Below are 23,163 nucleotides of genomic sequence, written 5' to 3'. Positions count from 1 at the left end.
ATCACCAAGGCGATGGAGCTCGTCGCGACGAGCCGCATCGCCAAGGCGCAGGCGCGGGTCGATGCCTCGCTGCCCTACGCCCAGGCGATCACCGGTGTGCTGACGGCGCTGGCGTCCAACGCCAGCGTCGACCACCCGCTGCTCACTCCGCGCCCGCGGGTGCGCCGGGCCGGGGTGCTGCTCATCACGAGCGACCGGGGCCTGGCCGGCGGCTACAGCACCAACGCGATCCGCACCGCCGAGTCGCTCGTCGCGCGGTTGCGCGAAGACGGCAAGGAGCCGGTGCTGTACGTCATCGGTCGCAAGGGCGTCGGCTACTACCGCTTCCGGCAGCGGCCGATCGAGGCGAGCTGGACCGGCTTCTCGGAGCAGCCGACGTTCGAGGACGCCCGCACCGTGGGTGACACGCTGATCGAGGCGTTCACCCGCGGCGCGGACGACACCGACGACGGCCCGGGCGCCGACAACGTCACCGGGGTCGACGAACTGCACATCGTCTACACGCAGTTCAAGTCGCTGCTGACCCAGACGCCGGTCACCCGCATCATCGGCCCGATGCAGGTCGAGGAGCGGCCGAAGTCGGAAGGCCTGCTGCCGGCGTACGAGTTCGAGCCCGAGGCCGAGGCGCTGCTCGACGCGCTGCTCCCGCGCTACGTCAACACCCGTATCTACGCGGCCCTGCTGGACTCCGCGGCCAGCGAGTCGGCGGCGCGCCGGCGGGCGATGAAGAGCGCGACCGACAACGCGGAGGACATCATCCAGACCTATACGCGCCAGATGAACGCGGCGCGCCAGGCCGGGATCACCCAGGAGATCAGTGAGATTGTCGGCGGCGCGAACGCGCTGGCCGCGGCGGGAAGTGAAGCGTGATGACTGCGACTGTTGAAGCTGAGACCACCACGGCCGCCGGCCGTGTCGTCCGGGTCATCGGCCCGGTCGTCGACGCGGAGTTCCCGCGTGACGCCATGCCGGAGATCTACAACGCCCTGCACGTGAAGGTCTCGCTGGCCGAGGGCGACAAGACGCTGACCCTCGAGGTCGCGCAGCACCTCGGCGACAACATGGTGCGGGCGATCTCCATGCAGCCCACCGACGGTCTGGTCCGGGGCGCCGAGGTGGAGAACACCGGCTCGGGCATCACCGTGCCGGTCGGCGACATCACCAAGGGCCACGTCTTCAACGCCATCGGCGAGGTGCTCAACCTCAAGGAGGGCGAGAAGTTCGAGGTCAAGGACCGGTGGCCGATCCACCGCGAGCCTCCGAAGTTCGCGGACCTCGAGCCGAAGACCGAGATGCTGGAGACCGGCATCAAGGTCATCGACCTGCTGACGCCCTATGTGAAGGGCGGCAAGATCGGCCTGTTCGGCGGCGCGGGCGTGGGCAAGACGGTGCTCATCCAGGAGATGATCACCCGTGTGGCCCGCAACTTCGGCGGCACCTCGGTGTTCGCCGGCGTCGGCGAGCGCACCCGTGAGGGCAACGACCTCATCACGGAGATGGCCGAGTCCGGCGTGCTCCCGCAGACGGCGCTGGTGTTCGGCCAGATGGACGAGCCCCCGGGCACCCGGCTCCGCGTCGCCCTCTCCGCGCTGACGATGGCGGAGTACTTCCGCGACGTGCAGAAGCAGGAGGTGCTGCTCTTCATCGACAACATCTTCCGCTTCACCCAGGCCGGTTCCGAGGTGTCGACCCTGCTCGGCCGTATGCCGTCCGCGGTGGGTTACCAGCCCACCCTGGCCGACGAGATGGGCCAGCTGCAGGAGCGGATCACCTCCGTCCGTGGCCAGGCGATCACCTCGATGCAGGCGATCTACGTGCCCGCCGACGACTACACCGACCCGGCGCCGGCCACCACGTTCGCCCACCTCGACGCGACCACCAACCTGGAGCGGTCGATCTCCGACAAGGGCATCTACCCGGCGGTGGACCCGCTGGCCTCGTCGTCGACGCTGCTCGCCCCGCAGTTCGTGGGCCAGGAGCACTACAACGTCGCCTCCGAGGTCAAGCGGATCCTGCAGCGCTACAAGGACCTGCAGGACATCATCGCCATCCTCGGCATGGAGGAGCTCTCCGAGGACGACAAGGTGACGGTGCAGCGGGCCCGCCGGATCGAGCGGTTCCTGTCGCAGAACACCTACGCCGCGGAGCAGTTCACCGGCGTGCCGGGTTCGACGGTGCCGATCAAGGAGACGATCGAGGCCTTCAAGAAGATCTCCGAGGGTGAGTACGACCACTTCCCCGAGCAGGCCTTCTTCATGTGCGGTGGGCTCGAGGACCTCGAGCGCAAGGCCGCCGAGCTGATGAAGGACTGAGCGTCCTAACTCACAGCGATCCAGGCACCCACCGTGGGTGCCTGGATCGTTGCGTTTTGTCGCTGGTTTTTTAGCGGGCAGTAAAGCTTTTGGCCCGATTTCGCACGGCGACGGACCCGGGCGTCCGTATTCAGCCGCGAGATATAAGCTCTCGGGCGCAACGGCGGGGCCGGCCGCACACGTCTCCTTAACGGAATGCGGCACAGGGCATCGACGACAAGGAGTTTCGATGGCGAGAAGGTCGGGCAGCGGTTCATCGGGCCGCTCGACCGGGCGCGGTGCGACCGGCAGGGCCACACCGGGCTCCGTCCCACCGGACTTCGGCGGTCCCGGCGCGCCCGGGACATACGGCTCGGGTTCGGGCTCCGGCTCCGGGTCCGGCAAGAAGAAGCGGTCCGGGATCCCGCGCTGGGCGCGCTACTGCACGATCCTCGGCGCGATCCTGATGGTCGCCAGCGGTGGGCTGCTGGTGACCTCGGAGGCGCTGCTGGCCCGCTACGAGGGCGCGGTCACCACCGAGGACCTCTTCGGTGACGGCGCCAAGGTCGAGGCGAAGAGCGACATCAAGGGCCCACTGAACATCCTGCTGGTCGGCATCGACCCGCGGAACACGACGACGCTGCCGCTCGCCGACTCCGTCATGATCATGCACATCCCGGCGTCGCTCGACCGCGGCTACCTGTTCTCCCTCCCGCGCGACACGCTGGTCGACATCCCGGCCTTCCCGAAGTCCGGCTACAACGGCGGCCGCGAGAAGCTCAACGCGGCGATGTCCCACGGAGCGCGGATCCCGGGCGGCGGAACACCCGACCGGGCGAAGGGATTCGAGCTGCTGTCGAAGACGATCTCGAACTACACCGGGATCAAGCGGTTCGACGCGGGCGCCATCGTCAACTTCGCCGGCTTCAAGAAGATCGTCGACGCCATGGGCGGGGTCACGATGTACGTCGACGAGGCCGAGGTGCTCTCGGAGCACCTGCAGCCCAACGGCTACGCGCGCCCGATGCGCAGCTGCGGCGGCTGTGCCCACCCCTACTACGGCCCGCAGGCGCGCTACACCAAGGGCACACACAAGTTCAAGGGTTGGCAGGCGCTCGACTACGTGCGGCAGCGCTACACGGTCGAGGGTGGCGACTACGGCCGCCAGCGGCACCAGCAGCAGTTCGTCAAGGCGATGGCCCAGCAGGTGCTGAGCAAGAACGTGATGACCGACCTGCCGAAGCTCGACAAGGTGCTCCGGGCCGCCGGCGAGGCGCTCGTGTTCAACGGCCGCGGGCACAGCGTGGCCGAGTTCGGCTTCGCGCTGAAGGGCATGCGGCAGGACTCGATCACCATGATCAAGCTGCCCGGCGGCGGGATCTCTGAGAACGGGAAATACCTCGGCGAGGGCCTGAAGCCGATCGCCAACGAGTTCTTCGCGACCATCAACAACGAGACGACCGACGCCTTCGTCGCGGCCCATCCGGAGCTGATCAACCGCGACAAGTGACCCACCTCTCTTCCGGGGGTGCCGCCTTTCACAGGTGGCACCCCTGGTCTGTCACAGGCGCGGACGCCGATTAGACTTCACTCCAATTCCACCGCGACACCGGGCGATCCCCTCGCCCCGGTCCGGCGTCGAAGAGGAGCCACAGTGGCAAATCAGCTCCATGTCGAGCTCGTGTCCGTCGAACAGAAGGTGTGGACAGGCGAAGCCGAGATGCTCGTCGCCCGCACCACCGAGGGCGAGCTGGGTGTGCTGCCGGGCCACGCGCCGCTCCTGGGCCAGCTGGCTGAGCCGAGCCAGATCCGCATCAAGATCGAAGGCGGCCAGACCCTCGCCTACGACGTAGCGGGCGGGTTCCTCTCCGTCACGGAGACCGGCGTAACGGTCCTGGCCGAGAGCGCCACGCCAGCCGAAGCCTCGGCTCGCTGACGGAGCCGGGCCGATGCTGATCATCGAGTGGATCGCCATCGGCCTCGGGCTGCTGCTCGCCGCGATCGTCCTGTTGTTCGCCCGCCGGGCGTATTACGCCCGTGCCGGCGGCACGATCCGATGTGACCTGCGCGTCTCGACCATGCTCCACGGCCGGGGCTGGTCGCCCGGCTTCGCCCGGTTCGTCGGCGACGAGATGCGCTGGTACCGGATCTTCAGCTTCGCCGTCCGACCCAAGCGCGTGCTCTCCCGGCGCGGCCTCACGGTGGCGAGCCGCCGCCTCCCCGAGGGCCAGGAACGGCTCACCATGCCCGCCGACTGGATCATCCTCCGCTGCGTCGGCTACCAGGCCCCGGTGGAGATCGCGATGGCGCTCTCCACCGTCACCGGCTTCTCGTCCTGGATCGAGGCGGGGCCTCCGGACTACCAGAGCCCCCACCTCTCCGTGACCGACTGGCCGCCCGCGGCCTAGCTCTTCTGCTCGTAGTCGTAGAACCCCTTGCCGGTCTTCCGGCCCAGGTCGCCCGCGACCACCATGCGCTGCAGCAGCTCCGGCGGGAAGAACTTCGCGTCGGCGGTGTCGGTGTAGATGTTGCGGGCCGCGTGCAGCATCACGTCGACGCCCGTCAGGTCGATGGTCGCCAGCGGGCCCATGGCGTGCCCGAAGCCGAGCTTGCAGGCGGTGTCGAGATCCTCGGCGGAGATCACGCCGGACTCGACGAGCTTGACGGCCTCGAGCGCCAGCACCGCGATCAGCCGGGTGGTGACGAACCCGGCCACGTCGCGGTTGACCACCACGACGGTCTTGCCGATCTCCTCGGCGAACGCCTTGGCCTTGTCCAGCGCCTCGTCGCTGGTCTTGTAACCGCGCACGAGCTCACAGAGCTTCATCATGGGTACGGGCGAGAAGAAGTGCGTCCCCACGACGGACTCGGGCCGCTGGGTGGCCGCGGCGATCTGGCTGACCGGAATGGCGCTCGTGTTGGTCGCGAGCACGGCGTCGGCCTTGCAGATCTTGTCGAGCTCGCGGAACACGTCCTGCTTGATGTCCAGCCGCTCGAACACGGCCTCGACCACGATGTCGGCGTCCGCCGCCGCACCGAGATCGGTCGTGGTGGTGATCCGCCCGAGCAGGGGCGCCACGTCGTTGCCGTCGATGGTCCCCTTGGCCACCATGCGCTCGAGCGACTTGTTGATCGCCTTGACCCCACGCCCGACGGCCGCGTCGTCAAGATCGCGCAGCGTCACCTCCCACCCGGCCTGCGCCGCCACCTGGGCGATGCCCGACCCCATCAGTCCGGCCCCGATGACCGCCAGCCGACCCGCCATGCCGCACTCTCCCTTGAGTCGTGGTTCCTGCGGTTGAACTTAGTAGGCCGGGTGAACGATCGGTCAGCCCACCGCTGTGACCGACTCCACCCGAGATCGGCTCACCTCCTGACAAACTGAGCAGATGCCGGTGATCCGGGCACAGGAACGAAGCGGCGGGGGCGAAGCATGGGCGGGGAACCGAAGCACGAGGGCGCGGACTTCGGCCTGCTGGTAACGGTGGCGCTGGCGGCCACGACGCCGGACGCGGAGTCGCTGCGCCGGCGATTGGCGGCGAACGGCATCCGCTCCACGGTGGCGCCGGGCCGGGACGGCCGCACCCGGATCCTGGTCTTCAGGGAGAACGCGGCGCAGGCGCGGCGGTTGGTCGCCCTGGACCCAAGCGCCGAGTGACCTTGCCCCTGCTCTGCCTGACCCGGCGCGTCGCCACGAAACCACCCTCCGGGCGTGTCGCCGCGGTGCTGGTGGTTCGCTCACGTTTCCTTCATGTAGGCACATGCCGAAGCACGTCGATCTGCGTCATGATCCCTCGGGGCTGGACCTTGTTCGGCCGCCAGGTCGCCTACGCATCCCGCGCCCCTCGTCCGAGCCGTCGCGGCACGGCGGACACCATCTCCTGCCCGCGCACCATGTAGGCGATCGCCGACAAACGCTCGCGGTGTCCGTCCAGGTCGACCTGAACCAACGGGCTGGCCTGGTGTGTCCTGGTCCCGTGCAGGCGGCCGGCGATGACCTCGGCCACCGGCCGGCCAAGGCCGACGTGTCGAGCTCGGCGCGCACCACCGCGATCATGGCCGCTGTCGTAGCCCGGCAGCGGCCCTCGCCGCCGTCAGAAGGAGAACTGTGGGTCTTCTGGGGCGGCCGCGCGTTGGACGTCGACGCCCAGGGCGGCCAGGTCGCCGACGAAGTCCGGGTAGCCACGGTCGATGTGGTGGACGTGGGAGATCTCCGTGATGCCGTCGGCGCAGAGGGCGGCGATCACCAGGCCCGCGCCCGCGCGGATGTCCGTGGCTCTTACGGGGGCGCTGGACAGGCGGTCGCGGCCGCGTACCACGGCGTGGTGGCCGTCGGTTTTGATGTCCGCGCCCAGGCGTGCCATCTCGTTGACGAACATGAAGCGGCCATCGAAGATGTTCTCCGTCACCAGCGAGGCGCCCTCGCTGACCGAGGCCAGGCCGATGGCCATGGGGAGCAGGTCCGTCGCGAAACCCGGGAACGGGAGCGTGACGACATCGACGGCTTTGGGGCGGTCGTCCATGCGTACCCGGAAGCCTGTCGGTTGGGGCTCGACCACACCCCCGGCGGAGACGAGCTTGTCCAGCGCGATCTCCAGGAAGCCCGGGTCGACGCCGTTGACCAGCACGTCGCCGCGGGTCATGGCGGCGCCGAAGGCCCACGTGCCGGCGACGATGCGGTCGCCGACGGTGGCGTGGCGTACCGGCGAAAGGCTCTCCACCCCCTCGATCCGCAGCGTGGAGGTGCCGACGCCCTCGATCTTGGCGCCCATCTCGATCAGCATGGCGCAGATGTCGACGATCTCGGGCTCGCGGGCGGCGTTGTCGATCTCCGTGCTGCCCTTGGCCAGGGCGGCGGCCATGACCAGGTTCTCGGTCGCGCCGACGCTGGGGAAGTCGAGCCAGATGGTGGCGCCCTGGAGGCCCTGCGGGGCCGAGGCGATCACGAAGCCGTGCTCGCCGGAGATCTCGGCACCCATCCGGGCCAGGCCGGCGACGTGCATGTCCAGGCCGCGGGAGCCGATCGCGTCGCCGCCGGGGTGGGCGACCCGCACGTAGCCGCGGCGGGCCAGCAGCGGCCCCAGCACCGCGATCGACGCGCGCAGCCGGCGGACCAGGTCGTAGTCGGCCTCGGTGCCCGGCTCGTCCGGCACGTCGATGGTCACCACGACCGACGGCGGCGGCCCCTCCCGCCCCGCGGGCACCACGTCCGGCGTGATCTCCACCTGACACCCGAGCCGGCGCAGCACCTCCGCCATGATCGCGATGTCGGTGATCCGCGGCACGTTGGTGATCACGCTGCGCCCCGGCGCCAGCAGTGCCGCGGCCATCAGTTTGAGCGCGGAGTTCTTGGCGCCGACGACGGCTACCTCGCCGGCCAGCCGTGCGCCGCCCTCGACCCGGATCAGATCCACGTCGGCCATCGTAGGAGTCACGGTCGGTGTGCCGGCCTCGAGGTCGTCCCGCGAGGGCGTCCGTACGCTGTGTGTCATGGCCGTCCACCTCACCCGCATCTACACGAAGGCCGGCGACACCGGCTCGACCCGACTGGTCAACAACGAGCAGGTGGCGAAGACCCACCCGCGGATCACGGCGTACGCGGACGTCGACGAATGCAACGCGGCGCTCGGCGTCGCGCTGGCGCTCGGCGCCCTGTCCGAGGAGGTGCGCGAGGTGCTGGCCCAGATCCAGAACGACCTGTTCGACGTCGGCGCCGACCTGGCGAACCCCGTTGAGCCGGAGCCCGCGTACCCGCCGCTGCGGGTGACCGAGGAATACGTCGAACGGTTGGAGGGCTGGTGCGACGAGTTCAACGGCCGGCTGTCCAAGCTCGACTCCTTCGTCCTCCCGGGCGGCACCGCGGGAGCCGCGCTGCTGCACGTGGCGCGCACGGTCGCCCGCCGCGCGGAACGCGCCGCGTGGTCGCTGATCGCGGAGGATCCCGACCGAACCAGCACGCTCCCGGCAAAGTATCTCAACCGGCTCTCGGACTTGCTGTTCATCCTGTCAAGAACGGCCAATCCCGGCGGGGATGTGCTCTGGGTCCCGGGCAGGGGCGGGAGCGCGAAGAAATAGAAGCATTTTGCTCGGGTCCGTCGGGGGCGCGACCGTCGCTCCCGCCAGACACCGCTCGCTCCGCTTCGCTGCCGGGTCCGCGGCCGGCAAGCGCCACCCAGGGCCGCGAGCGCGGCGTAGCGGATCGAGCGGCCCGGCAAGATCCTGCACGAGATGCGCCAGGGCGAGCCGGCGATGCGCGGGCTAGCGTTATAACGATGGCAACTTGGACGTGACGCCGGGCTTTTCCGTGCGGGTCGCAGGACGGCCGTCGATTTGGGCGCCGCGACCCACATCCGCGCGGTGCGGTGTCTGGTTCGACTGGGCCAACCGGGCGCGGCGATCGGCTCCTGGGTCGGCGTCCAGCTTGATGACCTGTCGGCTGGTTTAGATCATCAACCAGCGTTGCCGCGATCTCCATGGAACCGGCCCCAGGGCCACCCGCGCGGCCCGGCGGTCCGGGTGCCGCGTTCGTGAGCAGTGGCGACCCGCCCGGGGTCCAGAACCGCAACTCGTGCCCGGGCGCCGGCCGGCGCTGCCGACCGGCTGCGGCGGCTGGCTGGGGTGCGTCAGCCGTCGCGCTTGGTTGTCCAGCGGAACGTGGTGATGCAGAGGACCAGGCCGATCAGGCACCAGGCGCCGAGGACGAGGGCTACCTTGCCCAGCTCCCAGGAGCCGCCCGGTTCCTGGGTGGCGAAGGAGTCCGGTAGGAAGACCGAGCGTAGGCCCTGGCACATCCATTTCAGCGGGAAGATCGCGGCGACCTGTTGCATCCAGGTCGGGAGGCTGGTGAATACGAAGAAGACGCCCGAGATGAACTGGAGGATCAGCGCCACCGGGGTGACCACGGCGGGTGCGCTGCGGGCCGTGCGGGCCACCGACGAGAAGGCGATGCCCAACAGCGTGCAGGCGGAGATGCCGAGCACGCCCACCCAGAGGAAGGTCAGCCAGCGGGCGCCCGAGCTGGGTAGCTCCAGGTCGAAGAAGAGCGCCGACACCGCCAGCAGGATCGCCGTCTCGACCAGGCCCACGACGAAGACCATGATCACTTTGCCGGCGAAGTAGACCCACTTCGGCATCGGGGTGCCGCGGAGGCGCTTGAGCACGCCGCGGTCGCGTTCGGCCGGGATCTGGATCGCGAGGCTCTGGAAGCCGACCGACAGCAGGCCGGTCGCGATCATGCCGGTGATGAAGTACTGCGTGAAGTTGACGCCACCGCCGATCTCCCCGTCGAAGATCGACGCGAAGATCACGATCATGATGGCCGGGAAGGCCATCGTGAAGACCACGGCCTCGCGGCTGCGGGTGAACTGCTTGACCTCGAGGCCGCCCTGCCGGAGGCCGAGCGTCAGCGGGCCGGCCGCGGCTGGTGTCTGCGTAACAGCGGTCATCGGTGTCCGATCATCGTCAGGTAGACGTCTTCGAGCGTCGGCCGCGTCACGGTGAGGCCTGGGACCTCACCGCCGAAGCCGGCGGCGATCTCGGCGACCAGCGCCGTCGGCGTCGAGGTCTCCTTGCGCTCGACCGTGCCCTCAGCCGTGCGCCACGACACGGTCGCCGGTGCGTTCTGCCGGTCGCCGAGCTCCTGCGGGGTCGAGACGGCGACCAGTGAGCCGCCCGCGATGACCGCCAGCCGGTCGGCGAGCGCCTCGGCCTCTTCGAGGTAGTGCGTGGTCAGCAGGATCGTCGTGCCGGCCGCGGACAGGTCGCGGATGAGATCCCAGAACTCCCGGCGGGCCTCCGGGTCGAACCCGGTCGTCGGCTCGTCCAGGAAGAGCAGCTCGGGCCGGCCGACGATGCCGAGCGCCACGTCGAGCCGGCGCTTCTGGCCGCCGGAGAGCGTGTGGGTGCGGGCGTTCGCCTTCTCGCCCAGGCCGACCCGCTTGATCACCGTTGCCGGGTCGTCGGGGCTGGGGTAGAAGCGCGCGAAGTGCTGCACGACCTCGCCGACGGTCAGGTCGTCGAACTCGCCGGTGCCCTGCAGGACGATGCCGACCCGGGCCCGCCAGGCCTTGTCGGCGTTTTGCGGGTCGACCCCGAGCACGGTGACCGTGCCGCCGTCGCGGTGGCGGTAGCCCTCGAGGATCTCCACGGTCGTGGTCTTGCCAGCGCCGTTGGGGCCGAGCAGCGCGAACACCTCGCCCCGACGCACCTCCAGGTCGACGCCGGCCACCGCGACGTTGTCGCCATAGGCCTTGCGTAAGCCACTGACCGCGATCGCGGGCTCCTCGTGCGTCATGACAGACATGATGCCTTTCGCGTTCGCGAATGGGCACGCTGGGTCGCCGGGCTGTGGATAAGTTCCGCCTGTGGATAACTCACATCCACCTTTCTCCGCCGCCCACACTCGATGGCATGCGCCAGCAGACCGCTCAAACGCCCGAAAACCGGCTAAAAGGCGCCTTACACTGCACCCGTGGAGGGCCGCCTGCCGGAGCGCGATCGCCCCTGGGTGATGCGCACCTACGCCGGTCACTCGTCGGCGGCCGCGAGCAACGCCTTGTTCCGGCGCAACCTCGACAAGGGCCAGACCGGCCTGTCGGTCGCGTTCGACCTGCCGACCCAGACCGGCTACGACCCCGACCATCCGCTCGCCGCCGGCGAGGTCGGCCGGGTCGGGGTGCCGATCTCGCATCTCGGCGACATGCGTGCGCTCTTCGACGGCATCCCGCTTGCCGAGGCCAACACCTCGATGACCATCAACGCGACGGCGATGTGGTTGCTCGCGCTCTATGTCGTGGTGGCGGAGGAGCACGGTGCGGCCGGTGCGGAGCTGTCCGGCACGACGCAGAACGACATCGTCAAGGAATACCTGTCCCGCGGCACGCACATCTTCCCGCCGGGCCCTTCGCTGCGGCTGACCACCGACACGATCGCCTGGACGGTCGCCAACGTGCCGCGGTGGAACCCGATCAACGTCTGCTCCTACCACCTGCAGGAGGCCGGCGCCACGCCGGTCCAGGAGGTCGGCTTCGCGCTGGCGACGGCGGTGGCGGTGCTCGACGCCGTACGCGAGGCCGGTCAGGTCCCCGCCGAGCGGATGGGCGACGTCGTCGCGCGCATGTCGTTCTTCGTCAACTCCGGTGTGCGGTTCGTCGAGGAGATGGCGAAGATGCGTGCGTTCGGCGCGCTCTGGGACGAGATCACCGCGACCAGATACCAGATCAAGGACCCGAAACAGCGGCGCCTGCGGTACGGGGTGCAGGTCAACTCCCTCGGTCTCACCGAAGCCCAGCCGGAGAACAACATCCAGCGCATCGTGCTGGAGATGCTCGGCGTGACGCTTTCCCGCTCTGCCCGCGCCCGGGCCGTCCAGCTCCCCGCGTGGAACGAGGCGCTCGGCCTGCCGCGCCCGTGGGACCAGCAGTGGTCGCTGCGGATGCAGCAGGTGCTGGCGCTCGAGTCCGACCTGCTCGACTATCCCGACCTGTTCGACGGCTCGCCGGTGGTGGCGGCGCTCGTCGACTCGATCGCGGCTGGTGCCCGCCGCGAGCTGCAGCAGATCCAGCAGCTCGGCGGGGTGGTCGCCGCCGTCGAGTCGGGCTACTGCAAGGCCGAGTTGGTGGCGTCGCTGGCCGAGCGCCGCCGGCGGATCGAGTCGGGCGCCGAGGTGGTGGTCGGGGTAAACCGCTACGTCGACACGGAGCCCTCGCCGCTGACCACCGCCGGCGCCGACCACGTCGAGCAGGTCGACCCGGGGGTGGAGGCGCACGCGGCGGCCGCGGTACGCGCGTGGCGGGAGTCGCGTGACCCCGCCCCGGTGGCGGCGGCGCTCGCCCGGCTCCGCGAGGACGCGGCCGGCACCGCCAACCTGATGGCCGCCACGATCGCCTGCGCGCGGGCCGGCGTGACCACCGGCGAGTGGGCGGGCGCGCTGCGGGAGGTGTTCGGCGAATACCGGGCGCCGACGGGCCTGACCGCGGCGACCGGCGGCGAGGCCGACGGCTCGCTGGTCGCGGTCCGGGAGCGGGTGCTCCGCACGGCAACGGACCTCGGCGGCGGCCGGTTGCGCCTGCTGGTCGGCAAACCCGGCCTCGACGGGCACTCCAACGGCGCCGAGCAGATCGCGGTGCGTGCGCGGGATGCGGGCTTCGAAGTGATCTACCAGGGCATCAGGCTGACACCGGAGGAGATCGTGACCGCGGCGGTGCAGGAAGACGTCGACCTGGTCGGCCTGAGCGTGCTGTCGGGCTCGCACCTGGCCGCGGTGCCCGCGGTCCTCGACGGCCTCCGCTCCGCCGGCCGCGCCGACTTACCGGTCGTCGTGGGCGGGATCATCCCGCCGACGGACGCCGAGAAGCTACGCGCGGCGGGGGTGGCCCGGGTCTTCACACCGAAGGACTTCGCCCTGACCGAGATCGTCGACGAACTGGTCAACGTGATCCGCACAGCCAACGCCCTGCCCTGACCAAGCTTGTCGACGAGTTGGTCAACGGGGGTCTGCGCGGGCGACGTCTGTCCTGGCGCGGGGTTGTTGGGGGAGTCGGTCGGCGGGGGTCCGGGCGGGCGAGGTCTGTCCTGGCGCAGGTGGTGGCGGTTGGTCGGCGGGGTGCGGGCGGGCAACGTCTGTCCTGGGCGCAGGTTGTTGAGGAGTTGGTTGGCAGGGGGTCTGGGGGCGACGTCAGCGCCTGGCGCAGGTGGTGGGGGTTGGTCGGCGGGGTGCGGGCGGGCGACGTCTGTCCTGGGCGCAGGTTGTTGAGGAGTTGGTTGGCAGGGGGTCTGGGGGCGACGTCAGCGCCTGGCGCAGGTGGTCGGGGTTGGTCGGCGGGGTGCGGGCGGGCGACGTCTGTCCTGGACGCAGGTTGTTGAGGAGTTGGTCGGCAGAGGGTCTGGGGGCGACGTCAGCGCCTGGCGCAGATGGTGGGGGTTGGTCGGCGGGGGTGCAGGTGCGCGACGCCCTGCCCTGGCGCAGGTTGTCGACGAGTTGGTCCGCGGGGTCCGCGCGAGGCGTTGCCTGACCGGGCGGTGGTGGCGTCACGAGAACGTGATGATCATGGTGGAGAGCGCGCCCAGTCCGCCCAGGACCGTCAGGACGACGCCGCCCGTGTCGATGCGGGTTGAGCAGCGGTGGCGGAGGAGGTGGGTGGCTACCGGGATGCCGGCGAAGGGGGAGGCGAAGTAGATCAGCCAGGCCAGCGTGCGTAGGAAGCCCGCGGCCGGGAGGTCGAGGGTGGCCAGGGCCGCCAGGGCCGTTGCCAGGACGGTCGTGATCCCCGTGGTGGCGGCGCCGAGGAGGGGGAGGAGTGGGGTGATCAGGACGGGTGGCTTGGCGTTGGGTTGGGTGGTGGCGCGCCGTGTGCTGCCGTGGATGCGGTGTGCGGCCTCGGCCAGCAGTGTGGCGCTCGCGTCGTCGGCCAGGTCCAGTCTGGGTTGAGCCGTGGCCGGCGCCGGGTCCGGGGCCGGTCCTGGGCGTTGGCCCAACCAGGCTCGGGTGCGGTGCAGGTCCGACCACAGAAGCTCCGCGTCGCGATCGACCTCGACCACAGCGGCGGCCGCCGCGGCGGCGCGGCGGTCGGTTTCGTGGGCTTCCGCTTCTGCGTGCCGGAGTTCGGCAGCCGCGGCGGCCATTCCCTCGTGGTAGGCGCGCTCCGCTCCCGCGAGGTCCGTGTCCCTGCGGGTGACGGTGGTCGCCAACTCGGCTACCAGGTCGCCGTAGTCACTCATCGCGCCCTCCCACCGGGCGAGCGCAGGGGGTAACCGCGACGCTGTCCGCCGAGTCCTGTCGCCTCCAGGACACTGTCGGATGCGGAGGCCGCGGCCAGCGCCTCCTCGGCGACTCGGCCCAGCGGCGCGCCCCACGCCGCGAAATCTTTGACGCCGGCGTCATCGTGGGCCGCCGGGGGTGCTGGGCTCGGCCGCGCGCGGTTGGGTTGGCACGGCGGCTGGGCGGGCGGTCAGGCGCTCCGGGGGAATCGAGTACGGGACGATCACCTGAGGTGCGCGGTCCGTGGCACGGTCGAAGAAGAGGGCTCGCTGCGCCCGCGGATACCAGGACAGCGCGCCAGGGTGTGGGGTCAGGGCGGCCAGGTCCGAGCCTTGGACGTCCAGGGCCACCCACCCGCCGATCGCGTCCATTCGGGCGCCCGGGCCGCCCAGGTCGTCGCGGAGGCGCGCCACTGTGCGCCACCAGCCGAGTACGTGGATGCCGTCCTCCGGGCCGCGGGTCAGCAGCGGTTTCAAGTCCACGCCCGGTGGGTGGGCGTCCAGCGCGAACGCCACCACCACGTGCGGCTCACCGGCGGAGGGAGCCAGCGACGCCACGAGGGACGGCAGGGTGTCGCGGTTCCACAGATGCGCGCTCGGCAGCGCGTTGGTCAGGGACGTGGCCGCGGGCAGTACGGACTCGTCCAGGCAGATCACGCTGAAGCGAGCGGAAGGCAGGGACAGCGCCGCGGCGGTCAGGATCGCGGTGGCGTCGAGTGCCCGGGTGCCGAGCACAGCGAGATTGCGGCCCGGCATCCGGTGCAGCGGGAAGACGGCCGGGCGGGCGCCCACGTCGATGGTTTCGCCCAGGACCGCCTCCGGGAGGCCCGACGCCGCCGGGAGGGACGGGACCGCGTCGCCGTCGAACAGGCGTGGGGGAGGGCTGTCCGGCGGGCGCGACTCCCACAGCGACCGCTGCAGCGCGCGCCACGTCGCCCGGTCGCCGGCGTCCGGTACGCGGACCACCTGGTTCGCCGCCGCCACGCCCGAGTCCGCGTTGACCACCGCCGTGAAACGCGGGATCGTCTCCGCCGCCAGGTTCGTATCCGCCAGGATGCGGCGGGCCTTGGGCAGCGCCACCCGCAGCGTGAACTGGGCCACCAGGCCCGATCGGCCCCACAGCGCCTCGATCCCCGACACGTCCTGCGACGCCAGCACCAGGTGGATGCCCTGCGACCGGCCCCGCCGCGCCAGGTCCTCCAGCAGCGTCACCGCCTCCGTCGTCACCCCGTCGCGGCCCGCCAGCAGCGCCTGGAACTCGTCGATCACCACGACGATCCGCGGCCATCGGGACGACGGGTCCTCGGCGCGCAGCTCCGCCAACTTGGTCGCGTCGAAGCGCTTGGCCGCGGCGGCGCGGGTGCGCAGCTCCCCGGCCAGGTGACGCAGCAGCGCCAGGCCGAACTCGCGGTCGTTGTTGATGTTCACCCCGACCAGGCGTACGTGCGGCAGCCAGCTCGGATCCCGCGGACCCGGCGCCAGGCGGGCGAACGACACACCCTCCTTGAAGTCGAGCAGGTACAGCTCCAGCTCCGCCGGCGAGTAGCGGGCGCACAGCGCACCCAGCCAGGCGTACAACAGGTTGGTCTTGCCCGACCCCGACGGGCCGCCGATCAGCGCGTGCGGTGGGTCGTCGCCCAGCGACAGCGACACCAGCTCGGCGCCGTCGAGCGACGTGCCCACCGGCGCCGAGACGCCGGACGTGGCCGCGCACGTCCAGTGCCGCGCCGGCAGCAGGTCCGCGAAGGACACGGCCGGCGGGCCCGACAGTGCCGAGGCCGCCAGCGCACGGCAACGCGCGGCGATCGACGACGGCGGCGGGTCCAGGGTCACCGGCAGGTCGGCGAACGCCGGCGAGCAGGCCACGCCGTCCCGCACCGACACCGTGCACACCGTCGGCGCCGCCGGCAACGGCACACCCCGGGCGACCAGGTGGATCCCGCACGCCGGGCCCAGCCGCACCACCCGGTCCAGCTGGGCCGCCGACAACGACTCGGCGTCGGAGGCCGCGCCCAGCAGCACCACCACCTGCCACGGCGCGGGCCGCGGCTGCAGCGCCGCCACCGACGTGTGGCCCGCCGCCAGGACCAGCGCGTTCAGCCGCTGGATCTCGTCGACCAGCTCGTCCAGCGTCGCCCCGAGCCCACCCGGCCCGATGAACCGCACCAGCCCCGCCGCGCCCAGCGGCGCGAAACCCGACAGCGTCCCGCCCAGGCGCTCCGGGTCGTAGACCGTCAAACGCATCGCACCTGGCGTGGCTGCCGTGAGCACGCGGAGCAGCACCAGCCGGACGACGTCGTCCACATCGGAACCCGAGAGGCTCAGGTGACCGCGGTCAAGCAACGGCAGCAGAGCCGGGACCACCGTGCCGCAGCCGGGCGCCGTCACCGTGCCGATGCGGACCAGGGTGTGGTCCGGCTGGAACGACAGCACCGACGCCGCCGCGCGGCGTGACGACGCCACGAACTCGGCCTCGATCGCGCGCCGGGCCCGCTCGCGCTGCGTACCCAGGCCCCGGACGCAGGCCAGATGCGCGGACCGCACCGCCCGCAGCCGTTCCAGCGCCGCCGCCCGCCGCGACTCCGCGAGGGCCGACGCCGCCCGGGCCTGACCCCGCGCGGCCGCCAGCGTGGCGCGCACGTCCGCCACCAACCGGGCCCGCGCGCCGGCCACCTCAACCGACCAACGACTCGGGCAACGCGCCGGTCAACGCCAGCACCACGGACACGAGCACCACCCCGACCGCGCCGGCGTCCGCCGGGTGGGCGGAGACCGCCGGCCCCGGCAATCGCAGCGCCTGGCGAACCAACGCGTCCGCGGCCGGCAACCCAGGTAACAGGCCCGGCAACCGCGACAACGCGCCCGCGCGTACCCGATCAGGTGCGGCAACCCCCACCAAGCCGGCAGTACGCGCGGCGAGCGCCCACCCCACCGCCGGCGGCGCCACGAGCAACGAGGCACGCAGCGCGAGCCGATCACGGCCGGCCGCCCGCACCGCCGAGACGAGCACCGCGTCGACGGTCAGCCGATCGTCGACGGACGGCCGCGCCGCACCGACCGACCCGGTCAGCACGTCGATCCGCGCCGCCCACGGGCAGGATCCGGACGTCACCATCGGAGCCGCGGACGGGGCGACGCCCACCGCGGCGAGATAACGGTCCAACTCGTCACCAGCCCGCCCGAGCGCACCGCACGCCGCGTCCAGATGGGACGCCGCCGACGCCAGCAGCGGGGCCGCGGACACGGCGGAGCTGGCCTCGAGCGTCGCCGCCAGCAGCGCGGTCGCCTCCCGCAGCCGCCCGGACGCCACGCCGACCTCGGCGACGGGCAGCGCACCGCGCACCGTCACCACCCGGTCCGCCAGCGCGTGCAGCAGGCTCACAGCGCCGCGGCGTACGTCTGCGCCTGCTCCATCGCGCCCAGCGTCGCGGTCATGCAGTCGTCGAGCTCCGTGGCAGCCTGCGCGAGGGCCGACCGCGCGGCCGCGACCGACTCGTGCGCGCTGCCGTCGACCGCCGCCGCGAGGCTGGCCCGCGCCGCGTCGAGCTTGTCGTTGGCGGCCCGGACGGCCTCCTGTCCTTCCTGGACATGTGCCATCGCGACGTCGATGGCGGCCTTGACCTCGGCAACGCTCGCCACGGTTCCCCCTCCGACCCAGGCCGATAACGCTACGTTATCGCCGGAATGCGGAGAGGTGACCGCAACTAGGCCGCGCGTTGCCGGCGTGTCCCTCGACGGCGCAGCGCCCAGAAGAGCAGCAGTACGAACCCGACCAGGAACAGCAGGATCAGCACCGGGAGGACCAGCGCGATCACCGACATCACCACGCTCGCGACGTCCTCGGCCGTGCTCACGACGGGAGCGCCGATTCCGGCGGTGCCCACATTGATCACGGGTCGTGCGGTCGCCTTGATCCCGTGGACGCCCAGCGCCAGCAACACGCCCACCGCCACCGGCACCCACTGGTGCGAGCCGAAGAAGCCGCCCGGGTCGGACACGGTCGCGGTGCTCGTGCCGGCGCCGAACGCGAGCCCGCCCGCCGTCGGTCGCACCACGGTCTGCACCACGTCGTTGGCCGAGTCGAGCACCGGCACCTTGTCGGCGACGACCTCGATCGCGAGCAGGCCGCCGAGGATCAGGATCACCCAGCCGTTGCTGAGCCAGCCCCAGCCGGCGGGCAACGTGACGACGTCGGAGTAGCGGGCGAGCACACCGATCGCGAGCAGCGGGATGTACGCGTTGAGGCCGGCCGAGGTAGCGAGGCCAGCGCCGGTGAGGGCTTCCAGCACGACCTCAGCATGGCACCCCATTACCACTTACGTAGGGTGGTCGGGTGCGCCTCGTGATCGCTCGGTGTTCGGTCGACTATGTCGGCCGGCTCTCCGCCCACCTGCCCCCGGCCACCCGGTTGCTGATGGTCAAGGCCGACGGCTCCGTCTCCGTGCACGCGGACGACCGCGCCTACAAGCCGCTCAACTGGATGAGCCCGCCCTGCCGGATCAAGGAGGAGCCCGGCGTCTGGCGCGTCGTCAACAAAGCCGGCGAGGAGCTGCGGATCACCCTGGAGGAGATCTTCCAGGACACGTCGTACGACCTGGGCGTCGATCCCGGCCTGCAGAAGGACGGCGTCGAGGCGCACCTGCAGGAGCTGCTGGCCGCGAACCCGACCACCTTCGGCGAGGGCTTCACGCTGGTCCGCCGCGAGTACATGACCGCGATCGGCCCCGTGGACCTCCTCTGCAGGAACCAGAACGGTGGCTCGGTCGCCGTGGAGATCAAGCGCCGGGGCGAGATCGACGGCGTCGAGCAGCTCACCCGCTACCTCGAACTGATGAACCGTGACCCGCTGCTCGCCCCCGTGACCGGCATCTTCGCCGCGCAGGAGATCAAGCCGCAGGCCCGCGTGCTCGCCGAGGACCGGGGCATCCGCTGCGTCGTCGTCGACTACGACAAGCTGCGCGGCATCGAGCGCGACGAGCTGACGCTGTTCTGACCGCGGTCGCAGTGCCACGCTGTACGCGTGACCGATGTCGAGATCGGACAGTCCCTGCGCGCGGCGACCGCGGCCGGCCGGGACCTCCGCGACGCGCTGGCCGCGGGCGAGTCCCCGGACGCCGCCGCCGAGCGTCTCGCCCGGGAGATCGAGAGCGTCCTCGCCCCACCGGCCCCGGCCGGCCGTGACCTGACCGACCAAGCCGTAGACGACGACCCCGACGCCTTGCTAGCCGTCGTCGCCGCCCAGCTCAGGCTCGGCGAGCTGGCCCTGGCCGCCGGCACGGCCCTCGGTGAGACAGGGGCCGGCCCGCCCCCGGAAGGCGCCACCGCGACCCTCGACCGCGCCCTGACCGAGGTGGAGGCGAGCGAACCGGCCCCTCGGGACCGCGAGACCGTCGCCTCGCACGACCTCGACGAGGCCGTCGCCACCCTGAAGGCCCGCTTCGGCAGCACCCTCGACGCCATCGCCAAGGGCACCGCGGACGTGGTCGCCGGCCCGTGCAGGACCATCGCCGGCCGGGCGCCCGCACAGTGGAAGGAAGCCTGGGACAAGATCAGCAAGCGCCTCTTCCTCGACAACATCGGCGGCCGCCTGCTCCGGCTCGGGATGCGCGCCGTCGCCGCGGCCCTCGACGCGCTGCTGGATCTGGTCGACGCGACCTGGCTGGAGACCGCCCGGGACCGGCTGGTCGCGCTGGCCGACCGGGCGGGCGCGGTCGGCGCCGGCCCGGCCTTGCTGGGCGGGGTCCTCGGCGCGGAAGGCGCGCGCGAAGAGGCGGACGGCCTGCTCCGGGCCCGGAACCTCGATCTCGGCCGCCTCGACGACGGCACCGCGGCCCTCGCCGCGCTGGCCGACCGCTTCGACAGCGTGATCGGCAAGCTGGCGCTGGCCCAGGCCGCCGTCGCCGGCATCATGGCGGTCCAGGGCCACCTCGGCCTCGCCGTCCCGTGGCTACCGCTGGCCCTGCTCGGCGCCGAGCTGCTGATCGGCGCGGTCGCGCTGGTGTTCGCGATCGACTACGTCGACACCACGGTCGACGTCGGCCGGGTCCGTGGCGCCCGCCTGATCGTCAAGGACGCGGTGACCGCCCGTACAGCAGCTTGACGGCCTTCACGATCCGCGCGACGTGCGCCGGCGTGCGCTCGAACGTCATCGCCTTCAGCGCCGACGGCCCGCGCCGCGTGGTGATCGCCTTGGCCCGGGAGAACTCCCGCAGCCCGTCGTCGCCGTGCGTGCGGCCGAAGCCGGAGTCGCCGACGCCGCCGAACGGCAGCGACGACATCCCGATGAACGTGATCACCGAGTTGACCGACGCCATGCCGGTGCGCAGCCGCCGCGCCGCGGCCACCGCGCGCCGCTTGCCGAACACCGCGCCGCCGAGCCCGTAGGAGCTGGCGTTGGCCAGCCGCACCGCCTCGTCGACGTCGGCCACCTTGCGGATCACCAGCGTCGGCCCGAACGTCTCCTCGGTCACCGCCGCCGAGTCCTCGGGCACGTCGACCAGGATCGTCGGCTTCACGAACGGCGGCTCGACCGCCTCCCGGCCGCCGAGCACGGCCCGGCCGCCCCCTGCCAGCGCGTCGTCGATGTGCCGCCGGATCACGTCGACCTGCTTGGGCATCGTGATCGGCCCGATGTCGAAGCCGTCGCCGTAGCCGACCGTGAGCGCCCCGGCGCGGCGGACCACCTCGGCGACGAAGGCGTCGTAGACGGGCGACACCGCGTACACCCGCTCGATCGCGAGACAGGTCTGCCCGGCGTTGGTCAGCGCGCCCCAGACGCACGCCTCGGCCGCGGCGGCCACGTCGGCGTCCGCGTCGACGATCAGCGCATCCTTGCCGCCGGCCTCGATCAGCACGGGCGTCAGCGTCTCGGCGCAGGCCGCCATCACCTTCTTGCCGGTGGCGGTGGAGCCGGTGAACGCGACCTTGTGGACCCCCGCGCGGCAGAGCGCGGCACCGACGTCGCCCAGGCCGTGCACGACCTGGAACACCGGCTGCTCGGGGACGACCTCCGCGAACGTCGACTCCAGCCAGGCACCCACGGCCGGCGTGTACTCGCTCGGCTTGAAGACCACCGTGTTGCCCGCGGCGAGCGCGTACGCGATCGAGCCGAGCGGGGTGATCACGGGGTAGTTCCACGGCCCGATCACGCCGACGACGCCCATCGGCTGGTACTCGAGGTGCGCCGAGAACTCCGCGAGCGCCATCCGGCCCCGCACCCGGCGCGGGCGCAGCACCCGGTGCGCGTTGCGGGCGGCCCAGTCGACGTGGTCGATCGCGGCCACGGTCTCGACGATCGCCTCGGCCGTGGGCTTGCCGCCCTCGCGGCTGATCAGCGCCGCGGCCTCCTCGACCCGCTGGGCGAGCAGGGCACGCCAGCGCAGCAACCGGGCGCGCCGGCCGGCATGGCCGAGCCCGACCCACCAGACGGCGGCCTCGCGCGCCCGCCCGACAATCCGCGAAACCTCGTCAGCGGAGGCGACCGCGAAACGGCCCACCTCTTCGCCAGTCGCGGGGTTGGTCGAGACGAGCGAACCGTCCTCGACGACGGGAACGCCGGCGGCCCGGGTGGAAGTCATGCGGCGAAGTCTATGCCGTCACGGTTACCCGTCGGTAGGTGTGGATTGCCCACACAGCGAAGCCCGGGGAAGTGGGTGCAGGATGTCCGCCATGGAGCACCAGCAGGTACGCGTAACGGCGCGCGGAATCGACCAGAACGTCCTTGTCGCCGGCCCGGTCGACGGCACACCGGTGCTGTTGATCCACGGCAACTGCTCGTCCGCCGACTTCTGGCGCCCGCTGCTGCGCCACCTCCCGCCGGATCTCCGGCTCGTCGCGCCCGACCTGCGCGGCTACGGCGCGAGCGAGGCGGCCCCGGTGGACGCCACCAGGGGCCTGCGGGACTTCGCCGACGACGTCGCGGCCCTGCTCGACGCGCCCGAGCTGTTCCCGGCCGGTGCCAAGCCGCTGGTCATCGCCCACTCGATGGGCTGCGGCGTGGCGATGCAGCTGCTGGTCGACCACCCGGACCGCGTACAGGCCATGCTGCTCGAGGCTCCGCTGTCCCCGTACGGCTTCGGCGGCACCCGCGACGTCGAGGGCACACCGACCACCGACGACTTCGCCGGCACCGGCGCGGGCACGGCCAACCCCGACTTCGTCGCCCGCCTCGCCGCCAAGGACCGCGAGGGCGACGCGCAGACCAGCCCGCGTACGGTGATGCGCACGGCCTACGTGGCCGACCCGGCGTCGCTCGGCGCCGACGAGGAACTGCTGCTCGACACCGTGCTCTCCACGGTCACCGGCGACGACAACTACCCGGGCACCTCGACACCGAGCCCCAACTGGCCCGGTGTCGCGCCCGGTGACCGTGGCGTGCTCAACACCATGGCGCCCAACCACTTCCGGATCGCGGACGACCTCGTCGCCGTGCCGACCAAGCCACACATCACCTGGGTACGCGGAGACCAGGACGCGATCGTCTCGGACACCTCGTTCTTCGACCTGTCGTACCTCGGCTCGCTCGGTGTCGTGCCGGGCTGGCCGGGCGCGGAGGCGAGCCCGCCGCAGCCGATGATCGGCCAGACCCGCGCGGTCCTGCAGCGGTACGCCGAGCGCGGTGGCAGCTTCCGCGAGGTGGTCTACGCGGGCTGCGGCCACTCGCCGCACATCGAGCGCCCGGCGGAGTTCGTCGCCGAGCTGGTCGAGCTGCTGCCGTGACCACCTACCGGGAAGAGCGTGCCGGGGACCTCGCGGTCGGCGTCTGGGGCGACGCCGGCCCGCTGGTCGTCGCCGCACACGGGATCACCTCGCACCATATGGCCTGGGGCCTGGTCGCACCGGCGCTGGCCGACGACCACCGGTTCGTCGCGCCGGACCTGCGGGGCCGTGGCCACAGCCGGGACCTGCCCGGGCCGTACGGGATGGCACGGCACGCCGAGGACCTGGCCGCGGTGATCCGGGCGCACGGCGGCGGTCAGGCGATCGTCGTCGGCCACTCGATGGGCTGCTGGGCCGCGATCGCCCTGGCCCGCACCGAGCCGGCCCTGGTCGAGGTCGAGCGTGTCGCGCTGGCCGCGGTGGTGCTGTTCGCGCTCGTCGGCATCGGCACGCCCCT

The 23,163-nt window shown here is 71.6% G+C and carries 22 protein-coding genes; 12 read left to right on the top strand and 10 right to left on the bottom strand.

Going from position 1 to position 23,163, the window contains the following annotated elements:
• The 5 genes from AB0H87_RS17105 to AB0H87_RS17085 all read left to right on the top strand — a co-directional run.
• On the top strand, window positions 1-870 hold an 870-nt coding region (locus AB0H87_RS17105), incomplete at its 5' end, for a F0F1 ATP synthase subunit gamma (RefSeq protein WP_360145695.1).
• On the top strand, window positions 870-2,312 hold the full coding sequence (gene atpD / locus AB0H87_RS17100; RefSeq protein ID WP_360145692.1) for a F0F1 ATP synthase subunit beta: 1,443 nt from the start codon (window positions 870-872) through the stop codon (window positions 2,310-2,312). The genes AB0H87_RS17105 and atpD, both read left to right, overlap by 1 nt.
• A 229-nt stretch (window positions 2,313-2,541) precedes the next feature.
• Window positions 2,542-3,801, top strand: a complete 1,260-nt coding sequence (locus AB0H87_RS17095; RefSeq protein ID WP_360145689.1) for an LCP family protein — start codon at window positions 2,542-2,544, stop codon at window positions 3,799-3,801.
• A gap of 144 nt (window positions 3,802-3,945) precedes the next feature.
• Entirely contained in the window at window positions 3,946-4,227 is a 282-nt protein-coding gene (locus tag AB0H87_RS17090; protein ID WP_360145686.1) for a F0F1 ATP synthase subunit epsilon, read from the top strand.
• A 13-nt stretch (window positions 4,228-4,240) separates the two neighbouring features.
• On the top strand, window positions 4,241-4,699 hold the full coding sequence (locus tag AB0H87_RS17085) for a DUF2550 domain-containing protein (RefSeq protein ID WP_360145683.1): 459 nt from the start codon (window positions 4,241-4,243) through the stop codon (window positions 4,697-4,699).
• On the opposite strand, the gene AB0H87_RS17080 is transcribed toward AB0H87_RS17085, so the two are convergent.
• The gene (locus AB0H87_RS17080; RefSeq protein WP_360145680.1) at window positions 4,696-5,556 is read right to left on the bottom strand and encodes a 3-hydroxyacyl-CoA dehydrogenase family protein; all 861 of its coding nucleotides are present in this window, start codon (window positions 5,554-5,556) and stop codon (window positions 4,696-4,698) included. The genes AB0H87_RS17085 and AB0H87_RS17080 overlap by 4 nt on opposite strands.
• Window positions 5,557-5,724: 168 nt before the next feature.
• Here AB0H87_RS17080 and AB0H87_RS17075 point away from each other — a divergent pair, with 168 nt between their 5' ends.
• Window positions 5,725-5,949, top strand: coding sequence for a hypothetical protein (locus AB0H87_RS17075; RefSeq protein ID WP_360145677.1), 225 nt, complete (start codon window positions 5,725-5,727; stop codon window positions 5,947-5,949).
• A 436-nt stretch (window positions 5,950-6,385) separates the two neighbouring features.
• Here the strand turns inward: AB0H87_RS17075 and murA are convergent, their stop codons facing one another.
• Window positions 6,386-7,714: a UDP-N-acetylglucosamine 1-carboxyvinyltransferase gene (gene murA / locus AB0H87_RS17070; RefSeq protein ID WP_360145698.1), complete on the bottom strand. Its 1,329-nt coding sequence runs from the start codon at window positions 7,712-7,714 to the stop codon at window positions 6,386-6,388.
• Window positions 7,715-7,781: 67 nt separating this feature from the next.
• Between murA and AB0H87_RS17065 the strand changes: the two genes are divergently transcribed.
• Window positions 7,782-8,366, top strand: a complete 585-nt coding sequence (locus AB0H87_RS17065) for a cob(I)yrinic acid a,c-diamide adenosyltransferase (protein ID WP_360145674.1) — start codon at window positions 7,782-7,784, stop codon at window positions 8,364-8,366.
• A gap of 548 nt (window positions 8,367-8,914) precedes the next feature.
• Here the strand turns inward: AB0H87_RS17065 and AB0H87_RS17060 are convergent.
• Both AB0H87_RS17060 and AB0H87_RS17055 read right to left on the bottom strand, forming a co-directional pair.
• A complete protein-coding gene (locus AB0H87_RS17060) occupies window positions 8,915-9,736 on the bottom strand; it encodes an ABC transporter permease (RefSeq protein WP_360145671.1) in 822 nt (273 codons plus the stop codon).
• Entirely contained in the window at window positions 9,733-10,584 is an 852-nt protein-coding gene (locus AB0H87_RS17055) for an ABC transporter ATP-binding protein (protein WP_360145668.1), read from the bottom strand. Before AB0H87_RS17055 ends, AB0H87_RS17060 begins: the two co-directional genes overlap by 4 nt.
• Before the next feature lie 177 nt (window positions 10,585-10,761).
• On the opposite strand from AB0H87_RS17055, the gene AB0H87_RS17050 reads away from it, so the two are divergent.
• Window positions 10,762-12,753, top strand: coding sequence for a protein meaA (locus AB0H87_RS17050; RefSeq protein WP_360145665.1), 1,992 nt, complete (start codon window positions 10,762-10,764; stop codon window positions 12,751-12,753).
• Between the two features lie 566 nt (window positions 12,754-13,319).
• Here AB0H87_RS17050 and AB0H87_RS17045 read toward each other — a convergent pair.
• From AB0H87_RS17045 to AB0H87_RS17025, 5 genes are all read right to left on the bottom strand, one after another.
• Window positions 13,320-14,009: a hypothetical protein gene (locus AB0H87_RS17045; protein ID WP_360145662.1), complete on the bottom strand. Its 690-nt coding sequence runs from the start codon at window positions 14,007-14,009 to the stop codon at window positions 13,320-13,322.
• A gap of 159 nt (window positions 14,010-14,168) precedes the next feature.
• Window positions 14,169-16,721, bottom strand: coding sequence for an FtsK/SpoIIIE domain-containing protein (locus AB0H87_RS17040; protein ID WP_360145659.1), 2,553 nt, complete (start codon window positions 16,719-16,721; stop codon window positions 14,169-14,171).
• Window position 16,722: 1 nt separating this feature from the next.
• Window positions 16,723-17,430 carry a hypothetical protein gene (locus AB0H87_RS17035; protein ID WP_360145656.1) on the bottom strand — a complete coding sequence of 236 codons (708 nt, stop codon included), beginning with the start codon at window positions 17,428-17,430 and terminating at the stop codon, window positions 16,723-16,725.
• Window positions 17,427-17,687 carry a hypothetical protein gene (locus AB0H87_RS17030; RefSeq protein ID WP_360145653.1) on the bottom strand — a complete coding sequence of 87 codons (261 nt, stop codon included), beginning with the start codon at window positions 17,685-17,687 and terminating at the stop codon, window positions 17,427-17,429. The genes AB0H87_RS17035 and AB0H87_RS17030 overlap by 4 nt, the downstream gene beginning before the upstream one ends.
• Window positions 17,688-17,752: 65 nt before the next feature.
• A complete protein-coding gene (locus tag AB0H87_RS17025) occupies window positions 17,753-18,337 on the bottom strand; it encodes a DUF4126 domain-containing protein (RefSeq protein WP_360145650.1) in 585 nt (194 codons plus the stop codon).
• A gap of 44 nt (window positions 18,338-18,381) precedes the next feature.
• Between AB0H87_RS17025 and nucS the strand changes: the two genes are divergently transcribed.
• Window positions 18,382-19,041 (top strand): endonuclease NucS, encoded by a 660-nt coding sequence (gene nucS / locus AB0H87_RS17020; protein ID WP_360145647.1) that lies wholly within the window; start codon window positions 18,382-18,384, stop codon window positions 19,039-19,041.
• Between the two features lie 27 nt (window positions 19,042-19,068).
• Window positions 19,069-20,148: a hypothetical protein gene (locus tag AB0H87_RS17015; RefSeq protein ID WP_360145644.1), complete on the top strand. Its 1,080-nt coding sequence runs from the start codon at window positions 19,069-19,071 to the stop codon at window positions 20,146-20,148.
• Here AB0H87_RS17015 and AB0H87_RS17010 read toward each other — a convergent pair.
• A complete protein-coding gene (locus AB0H87_RS17010; protein WP_360145641.1) occupies window positions 20,114-21,625 on the bottom strand; it encodes an aldehyde dehydrogenase family protein in 1,512 nt (503 codons plus the stop codon). The genes AB0H87_RS17015 and AB0H87_RS17010 overlap by 35 nt on opposite strands.
• A gap of 91 nt (window positions 21,626-21,716) precedes the next feature.
• Here AB0H87_RS17010 and AB0H87_RS17005 point away from each other — a divergent pair, with 91 nt between their 5' ends.
• Together AB0H87_RS17005 and AB0H87_RS17000 are read left to right on the top strand one after the other, a co-directional pair.
• Entirely contained in the window at window positions 21,717-22,766 is a 1,050-nt protein-coding gene (locus AB0H87_RS17005; RefSeq protein ID WP_360145638.1) for an alpha/beta fold hydrolase, read from the top strand.
• Window positions 22,763-23,163, top strand: a 401-nt coding sequence (locus AB0H87_RS17000) for an alpha/beta fold hydrolase (RefSeq protein ID WP_360145635.1), incomplete at its 3' end; no start/stop codon positions are given. The genes AB0H87_RS17005 and AB0H87_RS17000, both read left to right, overlap by 4 nt.

Source organism: Asanoa sp. NPDC050611, assembly GCF_040654855.1.
Taxonomy (GTDB): Bacteria; Actinomycetota; Actinomycetes; order Mycobacteriales; family Micromonosporaceae; genus Asanoa.
The sequence above is the reverse complement of the archived record's forward strand: the minus strand, read 5'-3'. Positions and strand labels throughout refer to the sequence as shown.

Bases quoted from the DNA above. Each gene is read 5' to 3' on its own strand.
- AB0H87_RS17075 (WP_360145677.1), top strand. From the start codon at position 5,725: ATGGGCGGGGAACCGAAGCACGAGGGCGCGGACTTCGGCCTGCTGGTA.
- AB0H87_RS17085 (WP_360145683.1), top strand. From the start codon at position 4,241: ATGCTGATCATCGAGTGGATCGCCATCGGCCTCGGGCTGCTGCTCGCC.
- AB0H87_RS17065 (WP_360145674.1), top strand. From the start codon at position 7,782: ATGGCCGTCCACCTCACCCGCATCTACACGAAGGCCGGCGACACCGGC.
- AB0H87_RS17005 (WP_360145638.1), top strand. From the start codon at position 21,717: ATGGAGCACCAGCAGGTACGCGTAACGGCGCGCGGAATCGACCAGAAC.
- AB0H87_RS17055 (WP_360145668.1), bottom strand. From the start codon at position 10,584: ATGACGCACGAGGAGCCCGCGATCGCGGTCAGTGGCTTACGCAAGGCC.
- AB0H87_RS17080 (WP_360145680.1), bottom strand. From the start codon at position 5,556: ATGGCGGGTCGGCTGGCGGTCATCGGGGCCGGACTGATGGGGTCGGGC.
- AB0H87_RS17045 (WP_360145662.1), bottom strand. From the start codon at position 14,009: ATGAGTGACTACGGCGACCTGGTAGCCGAGTTGGCGACCACCGTCACC.
- atpD (WP_360145692.1), top strand. From the start codon at position 870: ATGACTGCGACTGTTGAAGCTGAGACCACCACGGCCGCCGGCCGTGTC.
- AB0H87_RS17010 (WP_360145641.1), bottom strand. From the start codon at position 21,625: ATGACTTCCACCCGGGCCGCCGGCGTTCCCGTCGTCGAGGACGGTTCG.
- AB0H87_RS17060 (WP_360145671.1), bottom strand. From the start codon at position 9,736: ATGACCGCTGTTACGCAGACACCAGCCGCGGCCGGCCCGCTGACGCTC.
- AB0H87_RS17095 (WP_360145689.1), top strand. From the start codon at position 2,542: ATGGCGAGAAGGTCGGGCAGCGGTTCATCGGGCCGCTCGACCGGGCGC.
- murA (WP_360145698.1), bottom strand. From the start codon at position 7,714: ATGGCCGACGTGGATCTGATCCGGGTCGAGGGCGGCGCACGGCTGGCC.